Source organism: Inquilinus ginsengisoli (assembly GCF_050434925.1).
In the GTDB taxonomy this organism is placed as follows: domain Bacteria; phylum Pseudomonadota; class Alphaproteobacteria; order DSM-16000; family Inquilinaceae; genus Inquilinus; species Inquilinus ginsengisoli_B.
In genome coordinates this window covers 4,952,021-4,967,754 of the sequence record NZ_JBNDJK010000001.1, presented here as the reverse complement: position 1 = coordinate 4,967,754, position 15,734 = coordinate 4,952,021, and the positions used below count along the sequence as shown (strand labels likewise).

Below are 15,734 nucleotides of genomic sequence, written 5' to 3'. Positions count from 1 at the left end.
ACCCATGATCCGCATCCGGATCGCCGCCTTCGTCGCAGCCGCGGGCCTCGCCCTGCCGGCCCAGGCCGCCCCGGTTCCGACGGATCCGGTGCAGCGCTGCCGCGATCTGATCCCGATGATCAGCAAGGCGACCGCGGAGGACCCGACGGTCGGGAACGTGACGCCGCTCGGCGACACCGGCTGCCGCTACACCGACCTGCAGATCGCGATCAGCCAGTACCAGGGCTGGATGGTGGGATCGCTGACCGTCGACCGGATCGACTTCAAGCGCTTCTACACCGACCAGTTGCCGCGGACCCTGTCGGTCCACGCCGAGGGCATCCGCTTCTTCGCGCCGGCCATGCCGGCGGCGACCGCCTATCAGATGAAGCTGGTCCAGAGGCCGATCGAAATCTCGTTCGACTATGACTATGACTACGACGCCGATGTCCTGACCATCCGGGACGCTACCTTCCGCGGCGACCGGATCGGCCACATCACCGTCACGGCGGCGCTGCGCGGCCCGGATCTCGACCAGATCGCCGTGGACACGCTGCCGGGCGACAAGGCCCTCGCCGGGCTGTCGCTGCAGTCCCTGACCGTGGATTTCGACAACCAGGGCATGTTCGAAGGCTATGCCCTGCTGCCGATGCTGCTGGCGCTGCCGGACGGCGAGACCGACCCTGAGGGCACGGTCGCCGCGGCCAAGGCGCAGGCCATGGCCCAGCTGGCCATCCTGGTCACGGCGGGGGTGCCGAAGGATTCGGTGGCGGCGATCGGCCGCTTCATCCAATCCATGCCGCAACCGCGGGGACCGTTCCGGCTGTCGATCGCACCGCAGCCGGCGCTCGCCTTCTCGGAGATGGCGGAGGCGCAGTCGGGCGATCCCGCCAAGCTGCTGGCTTTGGCGAAGCGGCTGAACCTGACCGCCAGCTACTGAATCGCGGCCTCACGGCCGGACCAGCCCGAACACGCCGCGCACCAAATCCAGAACCTGCGCCGCCTGCTGCCGCGCCGCTTCCGTGCCGCGGCGCAGGACGGCGCGGACCTCGCCGGGATCGCGCGCGAGCTGCACCCTGCGCTCGCGGATCGGGCCCAGCAGTGCCTGCAGCACCTCCTCCAGCCGGCGCTTCACCGCCATGTCCGGCAGGCCGCCGGCGCGGTAGCGGCGCTTGAGATCGGCCACCGTCGCCGGATCGGGGTCGAAGGCATCGAGATAGGCGAAGACGACGTTGCCCTCGACCTTCCCCGGATCCTCGACCCGGAGATGCTGGGGATCGGTGTACATGCGGCGGATCTTGGCGCGGATCGTGTCGGCATCGTCGCGCAGGTCGATGGCATTGCCGGCGGACTTGCTGGCCTTGCCCTGGCCGTCCAGCCCCGGCAGCCGCGGCGTGGTCGACAGCAGGATGCGCGGCTCCGGCAGCACCGCGGCGCCGGCCAGCCGGTTGACGGTGCGCACGATCTCCACCGTCTGCTCCAGCATCGGCGCCTGGTCGGCCCCGACCGGCACCAGCGTCGCCGCCACGGCGGTGATATCGGCCGCCTGGCTGACCGGATAGCACAGGAACCCCGCCGGCAGGTCGCGGGCGAAGCCGCGCTGGCGGATCTCGTCGCGCACCGTCGGGTTGCGCTCCAGCCGCGCCACGGTGACCAGGTTGAGGTACAGCATCGCCAGCTCGGCCATCTCCGGCACCGCCGATTGCAGCACGATGGCGCTGCGCGCCGGGTCGAGGCCGATGGCGAGGTAGTCGAGCGCCACCTCAATCACGTTGCGGCTGACCCGGCCGGGATCGGCGGCGTTGTCGGTCAGGGCCTGCAGGTCGGCGATCAGCACGAACTGCCGGCACAGGCGCTGCAGCCGCAGCCGGTTGGCCAGCGAGCCGGCGTAATGGCCGAGATGCAGCGGCCCGGTCGGCCGGTCGCCGGTCAGCACGACATCGGCTTCGCTGATCTCGGGCGCGGGTGGATGCGCCAGGGCAAGGTCGGACATGGGACGAATCCTTTCGAGCAGAGGAAAAAGCCGCTCGGATGGATCGCCGTCTCAGGACATGAAAAAGGCCGCTTCCATCGGAGCGGCCAGGGTGCAGGACGAAGCACGCGCAGCCGCCATCAGGCGCTGCGCCACCAATTCCGGAACAGGGTCGCGGGCTTCGTCATGGTCGGCACCATACAACAATCGGGCCACGCGGAAAAGACGGCGACGGGTGGACGCCGGCCCTGCCCTCCGCTATCGACGGGACATGAGCGCCGCCCATATTCCTGGGACCATGACCCGATCCCGGCCATGACCCGAGTCACGCCCCAGCTGCTGCTGCGCGCCTATGCCGCCGGGCTGTTCCCGATGGCGGAATCGGCGGACAGCCCGGAGCTGCACTGGTTCGACCCGCCGCGACGGGGCATCCTGCCGCTCGACCACGTGCATGTGCCGCGCCGCCTGGCCCGCACGGTCAAGGCCGGCCGCTTCAAGGTCACCGCCGACCACGCCTTCCATGCGGTGATCGCCGGCTGCGCCGCGCCCGCGCCCGACCGGCCAAGCACCTGGATCAACGACGAGATCGTCGCCCTCTACACCACGCTGCACCGGGCCGGCTTCGCCCACAGCGTTGAATGCTGGGACGGCGACACCCTCGTCGGCGGCCTCTACGGCGTGGCGCTGGGCGGCGCCTATTTCGGCGAGAGCATGTTCAGCCGCGCCACCGACGCCAGCAAGGTGGCGCTGGTCCATCTCGTCGCCCGGCTGCGCGCCGCCGGCTTCGCCCTGCTGGACACCCAGTTCGTGACCGACCACCTGGCCCGCTTCGGCACGGTCGAGATCGAGCGCGCCGAGTATCGCCGCCGCCTGGACGCCGCGCTGGTGCTGCGGCCGGACTGGGCCGGCGCCGACCCGGAGCCGGAGCTGGACTTGCTGCTGCATCGGCCGCCGGAGGAGCCATGACCACCCTGCCCCTGCACCGCCGGTCGGTGCCGGACGGCCCGATCGACGACGCGCTGATCGGCTTCATCGAGGCTCATCCGGTGCTGACCACCCCGTTCGATCCGCGCTGGGGCCTGTCGCGCCTCGTGACCGGCCCGGGCAGCATCATCGATGCAGTCGACGCCGGGGGGAGCCGGGTGGCGATCGCCGCCGTGGTCGACGCCTGCGTCAACGCGGCCAACTCGGCCAATCTCGTGCTGCTCTGCCTGCATCCCGGCATCGACCGCGACGCCCTCGCCGGCTTCCTGCTGGCGGAGGCCGAGGCGATCACCGCTGCGGGACCGCGCGGCCGGCTGGAGGTCGACGCCGAGGACCTGTTCCTGGATCGCGGGCCTGAGTTGGAGGCCCGCGGCTTCCGCGAGGCCTACCGCATGCATGCGATGCGCCGGCCCCTGGACGCCGCTCCGCCGCCGGTGCCGGCTTTGCCGGAGGGCCTGGTCTGGTCGCCGCCGACCGAGGCGACGATGCGCAGCCAGCATGAGGCGGTCAGCGCTGCCATGATGCCGGTGCCCGGCGCCAGCGTGCCGGATTTCGAGAGCTTCGCCGCCCGCGCCCGCGCGATGCCCGACCAGCACGGGCTGATCCTGCACGGCGACGCCGTCGCCGGCTTCCTGCGCGTGCATCCGCCCAAGACGGCGGGCGGCGAGGGCGACGTCGCCCTGATCGGGCGCCATCCGGAGCATCGCGGCGACGGGCTGGGCGACATCCTGGTGGCCGAGAGCCTGCGCCGGCTGCACGCGGCCGGGGCCAGCAGCGCCGCGCTGACCGTGGCGGCAGTGAACGACGCTGCCCTGGCCCTGTACCGCCGCCACGGCTTCGCGGTCGCCGAGACCATTCCGGTCTACGTCAAGGATTTCCCGGCCGCCGGATAGCGCTTTCCCGGCCGGCAGGCCATGGCGACAATGCGGCAGACGCTGCCGGAGTCGCCGTGATGAGCTTCGCCCTGTGGATGGTCCTGGCGGCCATCCTGCTGCCCTATCTGACCGTGGTGCCGGCCAAGGTGACGTCGCGGGTCGACAATCACGCCCCGCGCCGCGACATGGAGCGGCTGACCGGCTGGCAACAGCGGCTGGACTGGGCGCATCGCAACCATTTCGAGACGTTCCCGGCCTTCGCCGCAGCGGTGATCATCGCCGAGATGCGCGGCGCGCCACAGGGCTGGGCCGACTTGCTGGCCGGCCTCTTCATCCTGTTCCGGCTGGCCTATACCGGTGCCTATGCCGCCGACCGGCCGAGCCTGCGCTCGAACATCTGGTCGCTCGGCTTCCTCTGCGTGCTCGGCCTGTTTGCGCTGGCGGCTACTGCCGGCCCGGCGGCAGCGCCGGCGGGATGATCTTCATCTCTGGCAGCGGCAGCGGCGAGGCGTCCGGCACGTTCTCGTCGACCTCCTGCTGTGCCGCCGCGGCGGCCGGCGAGGTGTCGGTGCAGCTGACCACCCAGACGTCGTAGACCGGGTGGTCGAGCGCCGAGACGCCGGGCGAGGAGGCGAACATCCAGCCGCTGAACACCGTGGCCGCCGGCTTGCTGGGCGGGGTGTCGGTGATCTCGAGGAAGGCCGCGCTCTCCGGCGGGTCCTCCGGCGGCGCCTTGCGGCAGGCGCGGATGGTGATGCCGAGCGTGCCGAACTGCACCGTCTCGCCGACCTTGGCCTCGAGCGGCTGGGTCCGCGCCGTGATCTTGTCGAGACCGCGCAGCTCGGCGATCGGCTGGTCGATCGTGGCCGCGGCCTGGACGGCGCCCGGGAGGGACGCGGCGGCCAGCGCCGCGAGCGCGGGAAGCACGAGAAGGCTGCGCATGGTCCGGATCAATTCCCCAACATGCCGCCGGTGGGCTTGCCCTGCTGCGGCGCCTGCCCCTGGGCCGGGGCGGCGGAGCCACCACCGGTACCGGCCCCGCCGGCGCTGCCCTTGTCGCCGAGCTGGCCGATGCTGAAGATCACCTGGCCGAGCAGCTGCTCCAGGCTCGGATTCGACTGGGTGTATTCGATGGTGTCGCCGTCCTTCAGCCAGCCATTCGGGTCGTCCGGCCGGCCGCCGGGGCTGAGCGAGAGGCTGCGGCCGCCGAGCAGGCCGTCGCTGCTGATCGCCGCAGCGGTGTCCTGCGACAGCTTGACCGACGGGTCGATCGACAGCAGGACATCCGCCAGATAGCTCTCCGGGTTCAGGGTGATGCTGGTGACGGTGCCGACCTTGACGCCGCCGATCCGCACATCGGTGCCGGCGGCGACGCCGTCGGCCTGGTTGAACTGCGCCTTGAGCGTGTAGCCGGAGGCCGAGCTGAGATTGGCGCTGGTATAGGCGAATCCCAGGAAGACCAGGGCGACGGCCAGCACGACCGCACCCATGACCGTCTCGATGACGTTCCTGTGCATCGCTGTTCCTCAGACCCGCCCGGTCACGTCGGCGTCCAGGGCTCGTAGTCGCCGGTCGCCTTGGCGCGATGGCTGCCGCGCAGCGGATGGCCGGGCGGCAGATAGGCGTGGCCGGTGCCGGTCGGGTTGGCCTCGGGCGGCTGCTGCCAGGGGCGGCGGAACGGGCTGGTGTCGCCCGGCGGCTCCTGGAAGGTGTGGTGCAGCCAGCCATGCCATTCCGGCGGCACGCGGGTCGCCTCGGACTTGCCGCCGTCGAACACCACCCAGCGCCTCTCGCGGCCGCCCTGGGCGACCTTGCGGCTGCGGTAGTAGCGGCTGCCGAGGGCGTCCTGGCCGACCAGCTGGCCACGCCGCCAGGTGACGAAACGGAGATAGGCGCGGAGCCCGAATTCGGTCAGATCGAAGGCCATGGATTCCAAGGACATGCCGGATGACGGCCCCCGGCCGTCGAACGGCGCGGACTATGGCATCGCCGGCCCCGTCCGTCCAGCCCGCGTGCCGCCGCGGCCCGGGGCAATTTCAAGGCAGGCGATCTCCGGACGATCGGGCGCCGTCGGTCGTCGCCAGCCCGATGCCGGCCGCCACCGCGGCCAGCCCCGCCAGCAGCGGCCAGCCGAGCGGCTCGCCCAGCGCAAGGATGCCAAGCAGCGCTGCCACCACCGGGTTGATGGTGACCGAGATCGCCACCCGGGTCGGGGTGGTGCGGCCGAGGGCGAAGACCCAGAGGAAGAAGGTCAGCGCGCCGCCGATGACGCCGAGATACAGCACCGCGGCCCAGCCCGCCGAATCCAGCGCCGGCAGCGCCGCCGGCCCGGTCGCCAGCGCCAGCGCCGCCAGGCCGGCGGCGCCCGCGGCCATGCCGAGCGCGCTGAAGGCCAGGGACGAGGACCGCCGGACGAAAGGCCGCGACCACAGACTATAGAGAGTGCCGCATACCGCCGCCCCGACCATCAGCAGATCACCCCGCCAGGCGCCCGGCGGCGCACCCGCGAGGCCGGCGCCGAGCGCCAGCGCCACCCCGGCCATCGCCAGCAGCACGCCGGCCGCCTTGCGCGGGGTCAGCCGCTCCACCCCCAGCGCGGCGCCGGCGGCCAGGGTCAGCAGCGGCTGGGTCGACAGCGCCAGCGCCCCGCGGGCGGCGGTGGTGTGGGCCAGGGCGGCGTTGAACAGGAACGGGAAGGTGGCGAAGAACAGCAGGCCGAGCAGCGCCACCGCCGGCCAGTCGCGCCGCGGCGGCCAGGGCCCGCGCAGCACCGCCACCACCGGCAGCAGCAGCAGGCAGCCGATGCCGAAGCGGAACACTCCCAGCGTCGCCGGGTCCAGCCCGCCCATCAGGAAGCGCGTGGCCACCACCGAGGTGCCGCCGAGCGTGCTGGACGCCAGCGCCGCCGCCACACCCATGCCTTCGCGCGCCATCCCCACCCTCCTCCGCCGTGCAAGCGCAGGATAGGAACGGCTACCATCTTCACGGAAGCGCATAGCTATGATCTGCTGAATCACGAACTGTGATGGAGCGACGGATGCTCGACCCGGACCTGCTGCGCGCCTTCGTCGCCGTCGCCGATCATGGCTCCTTCACCCGCGGCGCGGCGGCGCTGAACCGGACGCAATCCGCAGTCAGCATGCAGATCCAGCGGCTGGAAGGCGCGGTCGGCGCCGCGGTGCTGGACCGCAGCCGCCGCGGCCTGCGCCTGACCCCGGCCGGCGAGGTGCTGCTGGGCTATGCCCGCCGCATCCTGTCGGTCTCGGCCGAGGCGATGGGCCGGCTGCGCGACCTGCAGGTCGAGGGCGTGGTGCGGCTCGGCGTGATGGAGGACTACGGCACAAGGCTGGTGCCGCCGCTCTTGGCCGGATTCGCCGCCGCCCATCCGCGCATCCAGGTCGAGATGGTGACCGGGCTGACGACGCCGATGCTGCCGCGGCTGGGCGAGCGCTTCGACCTCGTGCTGGCGATGCATGCGGCGGGCGACGGCGGCGGAACCTTCCTGCGGCGCGAGCAGGCGGTCTGGGCCGCGGGGCGCGACGTCGCCGTCGAGGAACGCACGCCCCTGCCCCTCGCCCTCTATCCGCAGGGCTGCCTGTTCCGGGCCTGGGCGATGGCGTCGCTCGACGCCGCCGGCCAGCCCTGGCGCCTCGCCTTCGTCAGCCACAGCCTGGCGGCCGTGACTGCGATCGCCGCCCAGGGCCTGGCCGTCACCGTGGTCAAAGCCGGGCTGCTGCCGCCGGAGCTGCGGCGCCTGAGCGACCGCGACGGCCTGCCACCGCTGCCCGAGGCCGATATCCGGCTGCACCGCGCCCCCGGCCTGGCGCCGGCCGGAGAGCTGCTGGCCCAGCATTTGGCCGACGGCCTGGCCCTGCCGGGTCACGCCGCCAGGGTGTGATGGTAATCACACTTAGCATAGTCCGGCGCCCAACCAGGATGCAGCCCCCGCCCAATCGGTTTGCACTGCAACAGGGGCGTTTATGGCGGAATTGCGACGAATTCCGGGATTCGAGGCGGAAGCTGGGCGGAGATGGCGCCCAAATGTCAGGCAATGCAGGCCATGCATTGCTGCGGTGCGATAGACAGGGGTGGATGCATGACTAAGGTAAGCGCATATATCGGCTCGTGCAAAGCAACGCACACCGCGCCGCGAACCTCTCGCTGGTCGCGGCACGTAAAGAAGGAAATGCTGAAGTGAACCTGATCAACAAGCTTGTCGCCGCCTGGGACCGTCGTCGTGCCTATGCTGCCCTGATGCAGCTCGATGACCGCCTGCTGGCCGATATCGGCATGAACCGCGGCACCATCTCGGAGCGCCTAACGCGCGCCGCCCGCGACATCAATGTCGCCCCGGCCCCCGTCGCCGTGCTGCGCCCGGCCGTGGCCGCCGCGAACGAAGATTCGGTCATCCGTCGCGCCGCGTGATCGGCTCGACCGGAGGCACCCGGTCCGTCTCCTCCCCCGGATCCGGGTCGCGAAAAACCCCGCCGAGCGCAAGCCGGCGGGGTTTTTCTTTGCCCATTCATCGGCCTTAACCGCCGCTCCGTCCGTCCGTGCCGAAATCGGACATCGCCGTCGACCGCGGACGCACCAGAGCGGGAACCTTGCGCGGTGGATGCGGCACCTCGGCGCCGGGCTTTGCCGCGTCGAAGGCCTGCCGCGACCGCTCGATCGCCGCGTTGTGCTCAATCGCCCAGGCGAACAGCAGCTTCAGCGGCTCGATCAGGGTCTGGCCGCGATCGGTCAGCGCATAATCCACCCGCGGCGGGATCGTCGGGAATACGGTGCGGGTCACCAGCCCGTCCCGCTCCAGCCCCCGCAAGGTCAGCGTCAGCATCCGCTGCGAGATGCCGCCGATGGTCCGGCGCAGCTCGTTGAAGCGCATCGGCCCGTCCGCCAGCAACCCGACCACCATCACCGTCCATTTGTCGCCGATCCGGGCCAGCACGTCGCTGATCGCCCGGCACTGGTTGTGGGCAGGGTCATGGCTGTTGCTCGGTTCCAAGAATGTGCCTCCTTGCGCGGCTCTCGGGCAGTCATCAATTTAGCTCCAGTCACTAAATGTGACTACCCCGAGGTCCGATCAACCCCGGGATGTTCCATCGGCCGGCCGGCCCATCCCCTGCCCCTCGACCATGAGGACCCGTTCTCGATGAGCCGAATTCTGTTCGTCACCTCCAGCCCGCGCGGCGCCGCCTCGCTGTCGACCAAGGTCGCGACTGCCCTGGTCGACCGGCTGCAGGCGCAGTCACCCGGCGCCTCGGTCGTTCACCGCGACCTGGCGGCGCAGCCGCTGCCCCATATCGGCGAAGACTTCCTGGCCGCCCAGGCGCAGCCGGCCGAGGCCCGCAGCCCGGCGCAGCAGGCGGCGCTGGCCCTGTCCGACACGCTGGTGCAGGAGCTGTTCGCCGCCGACACCATCGTCATCGCCTCGGCGATGATCAATTTCGGCCTCGCCTCGACGCTGAAGAGCTGGTTCGACTATCTGCTGCGCGCCGGCGTCACCTTCCGCTACGACGAGACCGGCGTGCACGGCCTGGTCAACGGCAAGACGGCGTATCTGGTCGAAGCCCGCGGCGGCGTCTATTCCGACGGCCCGGCCAAGGCCTTCGACTTCCAGGAGCCCTATCTGCGCCACCTGCTCGGCTTCATGGGCGTGACCGATATCGAGTCGATCGCGGTCGAGGGCGTCGCCTACGGCCCCGACGTGGCGGAGAAGGCCGTGGCGGGCGCGCTGGACAAGGTCTCGACGATCACGGCCCGGGCGGCGTGATTGCGGCTCCGGGATCGGCAGGAGGCCGGTCCCGGAGATCAGGGAGCAAGTTCCAGCCGACGCTTGATGCGTTGGACTTCTTCACGCAGACGGTCGATCTGTGCCTGAACATTGACGACGGTCTCGGCGTCGCCGGCCTGTTCGCGTCGGAGAGAGGCGATCCCCGATTCGATCGTCAGCAACCGCCGGCCATGCTCGGACTGCACCTCACGAAGCGAGTCGACCTGGGCCCGAATGTGGCGCAGGTGTTCCAGGATCACGCTTTCGACGTTCTGGTTCATAGCGCGATCCTACCACAAAGGCGTCGTCCGGGCAGGACCGTCGCAGGTTCCGTCCGGGCAGCCGATCCGATGCCAAACGCCACACCAGCGCGCTGGTGCCGCGTGTCTCCACCCAGAGCCCCCGGCCCGGTTTCGGCGCCTGCCCGGCCCGCACCACCTCCAGCTCGAAGGCGGCCGGGCCGGGCATGCCGAGCGCCGTCCAGCGGCGATAGGCGGCGTCGAGCCGCCGCACCGCCTCGGGCGAGCCGTAGCCGAGCAGCATTCCGGGCCGGCAGACCGCGACCGACCCGGCCGCCGCATCGACCAGGCCGAAGGATGATGCCGCCAGGTCATCGCCCGCCCCGTCGTCGAACACCGTGAAGCCGGGCTCGGTCTGGCCGAGGAACAGGCGGAAGGCATAGGCCGCGCCCGCGAAGCGGGCCGGATCCCGTGCCCCGAGCGACAGCGGCCGACGCGAAGTCGGCGTTGCGCCGATCCCGGGCCAGAACGGCAGCTCGTCGAACCGCCGGCGCTCGGCGCCCCGCTCCTGCCCCGGGCCGGTGAAGCGGACGAAGCGGCCGGGGACCGCCTCCAGTGCCCGGAACCGGTCGCCGTCCCGGCGCAGCACCGCCACATGGCAATCGCGGCCGGCGCCGCCTGCCAGCGCGATCGGCAGCAGCAGCCGGCCGCCCTCGGCCACCTGCTCGAACAGCGCCGCCGGCGGGTCCCAGACCGCGGCCGTGATCACGGCCCGGTCATAGGCCGCCCCGGCGGCGTGGCCGGCACTGCCGTCGCCCTCGACGATCGCAACATTGGCGATGCCCAGCGCCGCCAGGTCGCCCCGGCTGCGCCGTGCCAGATCCGCCAGGATCTCCACTCCGACAACGCTGCCGTCGCCGACCAGCCGGCCGATCACGGCGGCGAGCCAGCCCGAGCCGGAGCCGATCTCGAGCGCCCGATGCCCAGGCTCCAGCCCCAGCCGGTGCAGCAGCCACAGCACATAGCTGGGCTGGGAGTTGGTCGAATCGAGCGCCGCGTCGTCCGGCCCGAAATGAGCCAGCACCCGGTCGCTGTAGACGGCGGCGAGATGGCGCTCGGCGGCGAAATCCTCGACCGGCCCGGCCCGATCGGCCTGGAACCGATGCACGAAGCGATGCCGCGGCACGTCCCGCACCGCTCCCCGGAGCCGCTCCGGCAGGCCGTCCTCGCCACGGCGGCGGAAGGCCGTGTCGAGCATGGCCAGGAAGCGGGTGATGTGCGCCTCGATCTCCGGCTCCATGATCCCTCCGGTCCGGTTGCCTGCCGAGGAATGCGCAGGAGCCGACCAGCCGCGGACAAGAGATATTTTTCATCGCGCCTGTCCGCACCCGGCCACGGCGTGCGCATAGTGCAGCGGATGCAGGACACCTCGCCCCTCAAGCCGTGGATCACGCGTCAGGCCGTCAGCCGGACCGAGCAGGATCTCCGCCGCGCGCTCGCGGCGCTGTCGGAGCCGGACCTGCTGCGGCTGCAGGCGATCGCGCGGCTGCGCTGCCGCGGCCTGCCGGGGCTGGACTGGCAGGAGCTGCTGCACGAGGCCGTCCTGCGCGCCCTCGACGGCTCCCGCCCCTGGCCGCCCGACGTGGCGCTGATCGCCTTCCTGGCCGGCATCATGCGCAGCCTGCGCAGCGACCATTGGCGCCGCCACCGCGCCACGGCGGCCGCGCTGTCTGTGCAGGCGGCGGAGGTCGGCGATCAGGCGCCGGACCCGGAGCGCATCGCCGCCGCCACCCAGGCCCTGGCGGCGATCGACCGGCTGTTCGCCGACGACCCGGCGGCGCTGGCCGTCATCCTGGGGCTGAGCCAGGGCCTGTCGGCCGGGGAGATCCGACGGCGCGCGGGCCTGTCCGTGACCGAATACGAGTCCACGCGCAAGAGGATGAGGCGGGCGCTGCTGCGCCATGGCCTCATTGGGTCGCCATGACGCATCGCCCCGACCATGCGCTCGAAGATCTGCTGGACGCGCTGGAGGCCGAGCTCGCCGCCGCCCCCGAGGATGAGATCCGGCAGGCCGCCGCCAAGGCCGGGCGCAACGTCTCCTACAACGCCTGGGATGTCCGCGGCGTGATCCGGCGTGCCGAGGCCGCTTTGTCCCCGGCCGCTCCCGCTGCCCCTGTTCCACGGCCCTGGCTGCCGCCACCACGCTGGCACTGATCGGTCCAAGAGCGAAGTTCACAGGCCTGACCCGCGGCGACAAACCGTCTGGCGGAAGCGGTCCAAGCTGCTAGCCTGCGGCCGCAAACCCGACACACCGTCACCAACGGAGAGACTGCATGGAATACCGTCAGCTTGGCGGGTCCGGCCTCAAGGTTCCTGTGCTGAGCTTCGGCACCGGCACCTTCGGCGGCACCAACGAGTTCTTCCAGCGCTGGGGCAGCACCGATGTCGCCGAGGCCACCCGCCTGGTCGATCTGTGCCTCGAGGCCGGCGTCAACTTCTTCGACACCGCCGACGTCTACAGCCAGGGCGCGTCGGAGGAGATCCTGGGCCAGGCGCTGAAGGGCCGGCGCGACCAGGTGCTGATCTCGACCAAGGCCACCTTCGGCACGGGGCCGGGGCCGAACGACAAGGGGTCGTCGCGCTACCATCTGATCCGCGCCTGCGAGGCCAGCCTGAAGCGGCTGGGCACCGACCATATCGACCTGTATTTCATGCACGGCTTCGACGCGATCGCGCCGGTCGACGAGACGCTGCGGGCGCTCGACGACCTGACCCGCAGCGGCAAGATCGGCTATATCGGCGCCTCCAACTTTTCCGGCTGGCACCTGATGAAGGCGCTGGCGACGTCGGAGAAGTACGGGCTGGCGCGCTATGTCGCCTATCAGGGTTATTACTCGCTGATCGGCCGCGACTACGAGTGGGAGCTGATGCCGCTCGGCCTCGACCAGAAGGTCGGGCTGATGGTGTGGAGCCCGCTGGGCTGGGGCCGCCTGACCGGCAAGATCCGGCGTGGCCAGCCGGCCGGGGCGGGCCGCATCGCATCAGGCGGCAGCGCCGGCGGGCCGCCGGTCGACGACGAGTACCTGTACGACGTGGTCGACGCGCTCGACCGGGTGGCGCAGGAAACCAATAAGTCCGTCTCGCAGGTGGCGCTGAACTGGCTGCTGCAGCGGCCGACCGTCGCCAACATCGTGGTCGGCGCCCGCAACGAGGAGCAGCTGAAGCAGAATCTCGGCGCCGTCGGCTGGAACCTGACGCCGGAGCAAGTGGCGCTGCTGGACGATGCCAGCCACCGCACCCCGGCCTATCCCTACTGGCACCAGACCGGCTTCGACGAGCGCAACCCGAAGCCGACCGCCTGGGTGAAGCGGGAGGGGTGAGCGGGCGCGCTTTCCCTTTCTGTCATTGCCGGGCTTGACCCGGCAAATCCAGTGGGCGTCGACAGTCTCTGGATGTCCGGGTCAAGCCCACGGCTGTCCGCTTAAGCTTTTTGGGTTGCAGATCTAGGCGCTGACCTAAACTTTTATTGTCATTCCCGGGCTTGACCCGGCAATCCCAGGGGCCATCGAGAACTGCTTTGAAAGCCCCTGGATCCTCGGGTCAAGCCCGAGGATGACAATAAAATAGAATGCCGTCCTAGGATAAACACGCTGTGGTTGCGATTTTTCCATAACCGGACAGCCGTGGGTCAAGCCCGGGCATGACAGATGGGGGATGGGAGGCCGACCTATCTACGGCCGGCCGCCCCTACGACACCGCGGTCAGCTCCGGCCGGCCGGTGACGGTGCCGAACTCGCCGGGATGCAGCTCATGCGCGCCCGCCTGCTCGGCGCCGATGCCGAGGGCCGGGAACAGCAGCTCGGCGACGTTGTATGCCTCCTCCAGATGCGGGTAGCCGGAAGCGATGATGGTCTCGATGCCGAGGTCCTGGTATTCGCGCAGCCGCGCCGCCACGGTCGCCGGGTCGCCGACCAGAGCGGTGCCGGCGCCGCGCCGCACCAGGCCGATGCCGGCCCACAGGTTCGGCCCGACCAGCAGCTTGTCGCGCCGGCCGCCATGCAGCGCCGTCATCCGCTTCTGCCCGACCGAATCCGACCCGTCGGCCAGCTTCTTCTGGGCCTCGGCGATGGCGTCGTCGGAGACGTCGCGGATCAGCCGCTCCGCCACGCGCCAGGCCTCCTCCTCGGTCTCGCGCACGATCAGGTGGATGCGCATGCCGAAGCGGAGCGTGCGGCCGCGGGCCGCCGCGCGCGCCTTGGCCGCCTCGATCTTTCCGGCCACCTGGTCGAGCGGCTCACCCCAGGTCAGGTAGGTCTCGACCTGGTCGGCGGCGAGGTCGAGCGCCGCGTCGGAGGAGCCGCCGAACCACAGCGGCGGATGCGGCCGCTGCACCGGCGGGAAGGACAGCTTGCCACCCTTCACCTTCAGGAAGTCGCCGTCGAAATCGACCGTCTCGCCGGCCAGCAGGCGGCGCCAGATGGTCAGGAACTCCGCCGCCTGGGCATAGCGCGTGTCGTGGTCGAGGAAGACGCCGTCGCCGGCCAGCTCGGCCGGGTCGCCGCCGACCACGACGTTGAGCAGCAGCCGGCCGTTGCTGATCCGGTCCAGCGCCGCGGCCTGCCGGGCGAAGAAGGCGGGCGTCGCCACGCCGGGGCGGAGCGCCACCAGGAAGCGCAGCCGCTCGGTCGCCGTGGCCAGCGCCGTGGCGGTGATCCAGGCATCCTCGCAGCCGCGGCCCGTCGGCAGCAGCACGCCCTTGTAGCCCAGCCGGTCGACCGCGGTGGCGATCTCGCGCAGGTAGCGGAACTCGGCCGGGCGGTGCCGGTCCTGGGTGCCGAGATAGGGACCGTCGCCGCTGGTTGGGATGAACCAGAACAGGTCGAGCGGCTTGCGGGTGTCGGACATGGGATGAATTCCTGCTGTGGTCAGGCGCCGGTCCAGACGATGTCGCGGATCGCGATCGGCGCCGGGATCAGCCCCAGCGCGGCGAAGCGGTCGGCGATCTTCTGCTGCTGGGCCGCGATCTCCTCGGTCAGCGGAATGATCCGGAAGGTGGCGCGATCGACCGCGCGCTGCTCCGCCGCCAGGCTGATGCCGGTCTCGTCGGCGAACAGTTGCGCCACTTCGGCGTGGTGGGCATCGGCCCAGGCGCCGACCTCGCCCAGCGCCGCGACCAGGCTGCGCAGCGCGGCGGAATGGTCCGCAGCGAAGGCCTTGGAGGCGAGGAAGAAGGAGTTCTGCGGCTCGACATCGGCCGAGGTCGCCAGCACCCGCGCCTCTTCTTCAAGCTCGGCGATGGCATAGTACGGGTCCCAGATCGACCAGGCGTCCAGGCTGCCGCCGGCGAAGGCGGCGCGGGCATCGGCCGGGGCAAGGTAGACCGGCGTGATGTCCTGCCAGCCGAGCCCCGCCTTCTGCAGCGCCCCGACCAGGAAGTTGTGGGCGCTGGAGCCCTTGCCGACACCGACGCGCAGCCCCTTCACATCCGCGACGGACTTCGCCGCCGATTCCTTCGGGACGATCAGGGCCACGCCCTTGCCCTCGGTCGGCTGGGCCGCGGCGTAGACCAGCTCGGCCTGTGCCGCCTGGGCGAAGATCGGCGGGGTGTCGCCGGTGGCGCCGAAATCGATGCTGCCGGCGTTCAGCGCCTCCAGCAGCGGCGGGCCGAAGGCGAACTCGATCCATTCGACCGCGATGCCCTGCGGGGCGAAATGCTGATCCAGCGACTTGCGGGTCTTGGCGACCAGCAGAATGCCGTTCTTCTGGTAGCCGATACGGATGGCTTTCGGCGCCTCCTCCGCCCCGGCCGCGCGGCAGGCCAGAGGCGCGGCAGCGGCCAGGGCCAGGGTGGTCGACAGCAAGGTACGGCGGGAGAGCATGTCCGGTCCTCCGGGATGGGGCGGATAATTCTC

20 protein-coding genes are annotated in these 15,734 nt (G+C 71.0%); 10 read left to right on the top strand and 10 right to left on the bottom strand.

The window, feature by feature from the left end:
• The first annotated feature begins 4 nt into the window (after positions 1-4).
• The gene (locus tag QFZ27_RS23695) at positions 5-919 is read left to right on the top strand and encodes a hypothetical protein (protein ID WP_429228931.1); all 915 of its coding nucleotides are present in this window, start codon (positions 5-7) and stop codon (positions 917-919) included.
• Between the two features lie 9 nt (positions 920-928).
• On the opposite strand, the gene trpS is transcribed toward QFZ27_RS23695, so the two are convergent.
• Positions 929-1,972 carry a tryptophan--tRNA ligase gene (trpS, locus tag QFZ27_RS23690; protein ID WP_429228930.1) on the bottom strand — a complete coding sequence of 348 codons (1,044 nt, stop codon included), beginning with the start codon at positions 1,970-1,972 and terminating at the stop codon, positions 929-931.
• Between the two features lie 294 nt (positions 1,973-2,266).
• Between trpS and aat the strand changes: the two genes are divergently transcribed.
• Genes aat through QFZ27_RS23675 form a run of 3 tightly spaced genes read left to right on the top strand, consistent with a single transcriptional unit; the run spans position 2,267 to position 4,289 of the window.
• Positions 2,267-2,917, top strand: a complete 651-nt coding sequence (gene aat, locus QFZ27_RS23685; protein WP_429228929.1) for a leucyl/phenylalanyl-tRNA--protein transferase — start codon at positions 2,267-2,269, stop codon at positions 2,915-2,917.
• A complete protein-coding gene (locus tag QFZ27_RS23680) occupies positions 2,914-3,828 on the top strand; it encodes a GNAT family N-acetyltransferase (protein WP_429228928.1) in 915 nt (304 codons plus the stop codon). Before aat ends, QFZ27_RS23680 begins: the two co-directional genes overlap by 4 nt.
• Positions 3,829-3,887: 59 nt before the next feature.
• A complete protein-coding gene (locus QFZ27_RS23675) occupies positions 3,888-4,289 on the top strand; it encodes an MAPEG family protein (protein WP_429228927.1) in 402 nt (133 codons plus the stop codon).
• On the opposite strand, the gene QFZ27_RS23670 is transcribed toward QFZ27_RS23675, so the two are convergent.
• The 4 genes from QFZ27_RS23670 to QFZ27_RS23655 form a co-directional block, all read right to left on the bottom strand.
• Complete coding sequence (locus QFZ27_RS23670) at positions 4,255-4,752, bottom strand: DUF2155 domain-containing protein (RefSeq protein WP_429228926.1); 498 nt, start codon at positions 4,750-4,752, stop codon at positions 4,255-4,257. The genes QFZ27_RS23675 and QFZ27_RS23670 overlap by 35 nt on opposite strands.
• An 8-nt stretch (positions 4,753-4,760) precedes the next feature.
• Complete coding sequence (gene mlaD, locus QFZ27_RS23665) at positions 4,761-5,327, bottom strand: outer membrane lipid asymmetry maintenance protein MlaD (protein WP_429228925.1); 567 nt, start codon at positions 5,325-5,327, stop codon at positions 4,761-4,763.
• Between the two features lie 23 nt (positions 5,328-5,350).
• Positions 5,351-5,737 (bottom strand): NADH:ubiquinone oxidoreductase subunit NDUFA12, encoded by a 387-nt coding sequence (locus tag QFZ27_RS23660; RefSeq protein ID WP_429228924.1) that lies wholly within the window; start codon positions 5,735-5,737, stop codon positions 5,351-5,353.
• Between the two features lie 109 nt (positions 5,738-5,846).
• The gene (locus QFZ27_RS23655; protein WP_429228923.1) at positions 5,847-6,743 is read right to left on the bottom strand and encodes a DMT family transporter; all 897 of its coding nucleotides are present in this window, start codon (positions 6,741-6,743) and stop codon (positions 5,847-5,849) included.
• 104 nt (positions 6,744-6,847) lie between these two features.
• Between QFZ27_RS23655 and QFZ27_RS23650 the strand changes: the two genes are divergently transcribed.
• Both QFZ27_RS23650 and QFZ27_RS23645 read left to right on the top strand, forming a co-directional pair.
• Positions 6,848-7,708, top strand: a complete 861-nt coding sequence (locus tag QFZ27_RS23650; protein ID WP_429228922.1) for a LysR family transcriptional regulator — start codon at positions 6,848-6,850, stop codon at positions 7,706-7,708.
• A 296-nt stretch (positions 7,709-8,004) separates the two neighbouring features.
• On the top strand, positions 8,005-8,235 hold the full coding sequence (locus QFZ27_RS23645) for a DUF1127 domain-containing protein (RefSeq protein ID WP_429228921.1): 231 nt from the start codon (positions 8,005-8,007) through the stop codon (positions 8,233-8,235).
• 106 nt (positions 8,236-8,341) lie between these two features.
• Here the strand turns inward: QFZ27_RS23645 and QFZ27_RS23640 are convergent, their stop codons facing one another.
• A complete protein-coding gene (locus QFZ27_RS23640) occupies positions 8,342-8,815 on the bottom strand; it encodes a winged helix-turn-helix transcriptional regulator (RefSeq protein ID WP_429228920.1) in 474 nt (157 codons plus the stop codon).
• Positions 8,816-8,962: 147 nt separating this feature from the next.
• Here QFZ27_RS23640 and QFZ27_RS23635 point away from each other — a divergent pair, with 147 nt between their 5' ends.
• Positions 8,963-9,583, top strand: coding sequence for an FMN-dependent NADH-azoreductase (locus tag QFZ27_RS23635; RefSeq protein ID WP_429228919.1), 621 nt, complete (start codon positions 8,963-8,965; stop codon positions 9,581-9,583).
• 38 nt (positions 9,584-9,621) lie between these two features.
• Here the strand turns inward: QFZ27_RS23635 and QFZ27_RS23630 are convergent, their stop codons facing one another.
• Both QFZ27_RS23630 and QFZ27_RS23625 read right to left on the bottom strand, forming a co-directional pair.
• Positions 9,622-9,864: a hypothetical protein gene (locus QFZ27_RS23630; protein ID WP_429228918.1), complete on the bottom strand. Its 243-nt coding sequence runs from the start codon at positions 9,862-9,864 to the stop codon at positions 9,622-9,624.
• Positions 9,791-11,122 (bottom strand): protein-L-isoaspartate O-methyltransferase family protein, encoded by a 1,332-nt coding sequence (locus tag QFZ27_RS23625; protein ID WP_429228917.1) that lies wholly within the window; start codon positions 11,120-11,122, stop codon positions 9,791-9,793. The genes QFZ27_RS23630 and QFZ27_RS23625 overlap by 74 nt, the downstream gene beginning before the upstream one ends.
• 117 nt (positions 11,123-11,239) lie before the next feature.
• On the opposite strand from QFZ27_RS23625, the gene QFZ27_RS23620 reads away from it, so the two are divergent.
• The 3 genes from QFZ27_RS23620 to QFZ27_RS23610 all read left to right on the top strand — a co-directional run bounded on the left by QFZ27_RS23620 (position 11,240) and on the right by QFZ27_RS23610 (position 13,202).
• On the top strand, positions 11,240-11,806 hold the full coding sequence (locus tag QFZ27_RS23620) for an RNA polymerase sigma factor (RefSeq protein WP_429228916.1): 567 nt from the start codon (positions 11,240-11,242) through the stop codon (positions 11,804-11,806).
• Positions 11,803-12,036: a hypothetical protein gene (locus QFZ27_RS23615; protein WP_429228915.1), complete on the top strand. Its 234-nt coding sequence runs from the start codon at positions 11,803-11,805 to the stop codon at positions 12,034-12,036. Before QFZ27_RS23620 ends, QFZ27_RS23615 begins: the two co-directional genes overlap by 4 nt.
• Positions 12,037-12,155: 119 nt before the next feature.
• Positions 12,156-13,202 (top strand): aldo/keto reductase, encoded by a 1,047-nt coding sequence (locus QFZ27_RS23610; RefSeq protein ID WP_429228914.1) that lies wholly within the window; start codon positions 12,156-12,158, stop codon positions 13,200-13,202.
• Positions 13,203-13,569: 367 nt separating this feature from the next.
• Here the strand turns inward: QFZ27_RS23610 and ssuD are convergent, their stop codons facing one another.
• Together ssuD and QFZ27_RS23600 are read right to left on the bottom strand one after the other, a co-directional pair.
• Complete coding sequence (ssuD, locus tag QFZ27_RS23605) at positions 13,570-14,727, bottom strand: FMNH2-dependent alkanesulfonate monooxygenase (RefSeq protein WP_429228913.1); 1,158 nt, start codon at positions 14,725-14,727, stop codon at positions 13,570-13,572.
• 20 nt (positions 14,728-14,747) lie between these two features.
• Positions 14,748-15,701: an aliphatic sulfonate ABC transporter substrate-binding protein gene (locus tag QFZ27_RS23600; RefSeq protein WP_429228912.1), complete on the bottom strand. Its 954-nt coding sequence runs from the start codon at positions 15,699-15,701 to the stop codon at positions 14,748-14,750.
• Positions 15,702-15,734: the final 33 nt, after the last annotated feature.

What these genes read in the sequence shown, in the direction of transcription:
- QFZ27_RS23695 (WP_429228931.1), top strand. Translation starts at nt 5, where the DNA reads ATGATCCGCATCCGGATCGCCGCCTTCGTCGCAGCCGCGGGCCTCGCC.
- trpS (WP_429228930.1), bottom strand. Translation starts at nt 1,972, where the DNA reads ATGTCCGACCTTGCCCTGGCGCATCCACCCGCGCCCGAGATCAGCGAA.
- aat (WP_429228929.1), top strand. Translation starts at nt 2,267, where the DNA reads ATGACCCGAGTCACGCCCCAGCTGCTGCTGCGCGCCTATGCCGCCGGG.
- QFZ27_RS23680 (WP_429228928.1), top strand. Translation starts at nt 2,914, where the DNA reads ATGACCACCCTGCCCCTGCACCGCCGGTCGGTGCCGGACGGCCCGATC.
- QFZ27_RS23675 (WP_429228927.1), top strand. Translation starts at nt 3,888, where the DNA reads ATGAGCTTCGCCCTGTGGATGGTCCTGGCGGCCATCCTGCTGCCCTAT.
- QFZ27_RS23670 (WP_429228926.1), bottom strand. Translation starts at nt 4,752, where the DNA reads ATGCGCAGCCTTCTCGTGCTTCCCGCGCTCGCGGCGCTGGCCGCCGCG.
- mlaD (WP_429228925.1), bottom strand. Translation starts at nt 5,327, where the DNA reads ATGCACAGGAACGTCATCGAGACGGTCATGGGTGCGGTCGTGCTGGCC.
- QFZ27_RS23660 (WP_429228924.1), bottom strand. Translation starts at nt 5,737, where the DNA reads ATGGCCTTCGATCTGACCGAATTCGGGCTCCGCGCCTATCTCCGTTTC.
- QFZ27_RS23655 (WP_429228923.1), bottom strand. Translation starts at nt 6,743, where the DNA reads ATGGCGCGCGAAGGCATGGGTGTGGCGGCGGCGCTGGCGTCCAGCACG.
- QFZ27_RS23650 (WP_429228922.1), top strand. Translation starts at nt 6,848, where the DNA reads ATGCTCGACCCGGACCTGCTGCGCGCCTTCGTCGCCGTCGCCGATCAT.
- QFZ27_RS23635 (WP_429228919.1), top strand. Translation starts at nt 8,963, where the DNA reads ATGAGCCGAATTCTGTTCGTCACCTCCAGCCCGCGCGGCGCCGCCTCG.
- QFZ27_RS23630 (WP_429228918.1), bottom strand. Translation starts at nt 9,864, where the DNA reads ATGAACCAGAACGTCGAAAGCGTGATCCTGGAACACCTGCGCCACATT.
- QFZ27_RS23625 (WP_429228917.1), bottom strand. Translation starts at nt 11,122, where the DNA reads ATGGAGCCGGAGATCGAGGCGCACATCACCCGCTTCCTGGCCATGCTC.
- QFZ27_RS23620 (WP_429228916.1), top strand. Translation starts at nt 11,240, where the DNA reads ATGCAGGACACCTCGCCCCTCAAGCCGTGGATCACGCGTCAGGCCGTC.
- QFZ27_RS23615 (WP_429228915.1), top strand. Translation starts at nt 11,803, where the DNA reads ATGACGCATCGCCCCGACCATGCGCTCGAAGATCTGCTGGACGCGCTG.
- QFZ27_RS23610 (WP_429228914.1), top strand. Translation starts at nt 12,156, where the DNA reads ATGGAATACCGTCAGCTTGGCGGGTCCGGCCTCAAGGTTCCTGTGCTG.
- ssuD (WP_429228913.1), bottom strand. Translation starts at nt 14,727, where the DNA reads ATGTCCGACACCCGCAAGCCGCTCGACCTGTTCTGGTTCATCCCAACC.
- QFZ27_RS23600 (WP_429228912.1), bottom strand. Translation starts at nt 15,701, where the DNA reads ATGCTCTCCCGCCGTACCTTGCTGTCGACCACCCTGGCCCTGGCCGCT.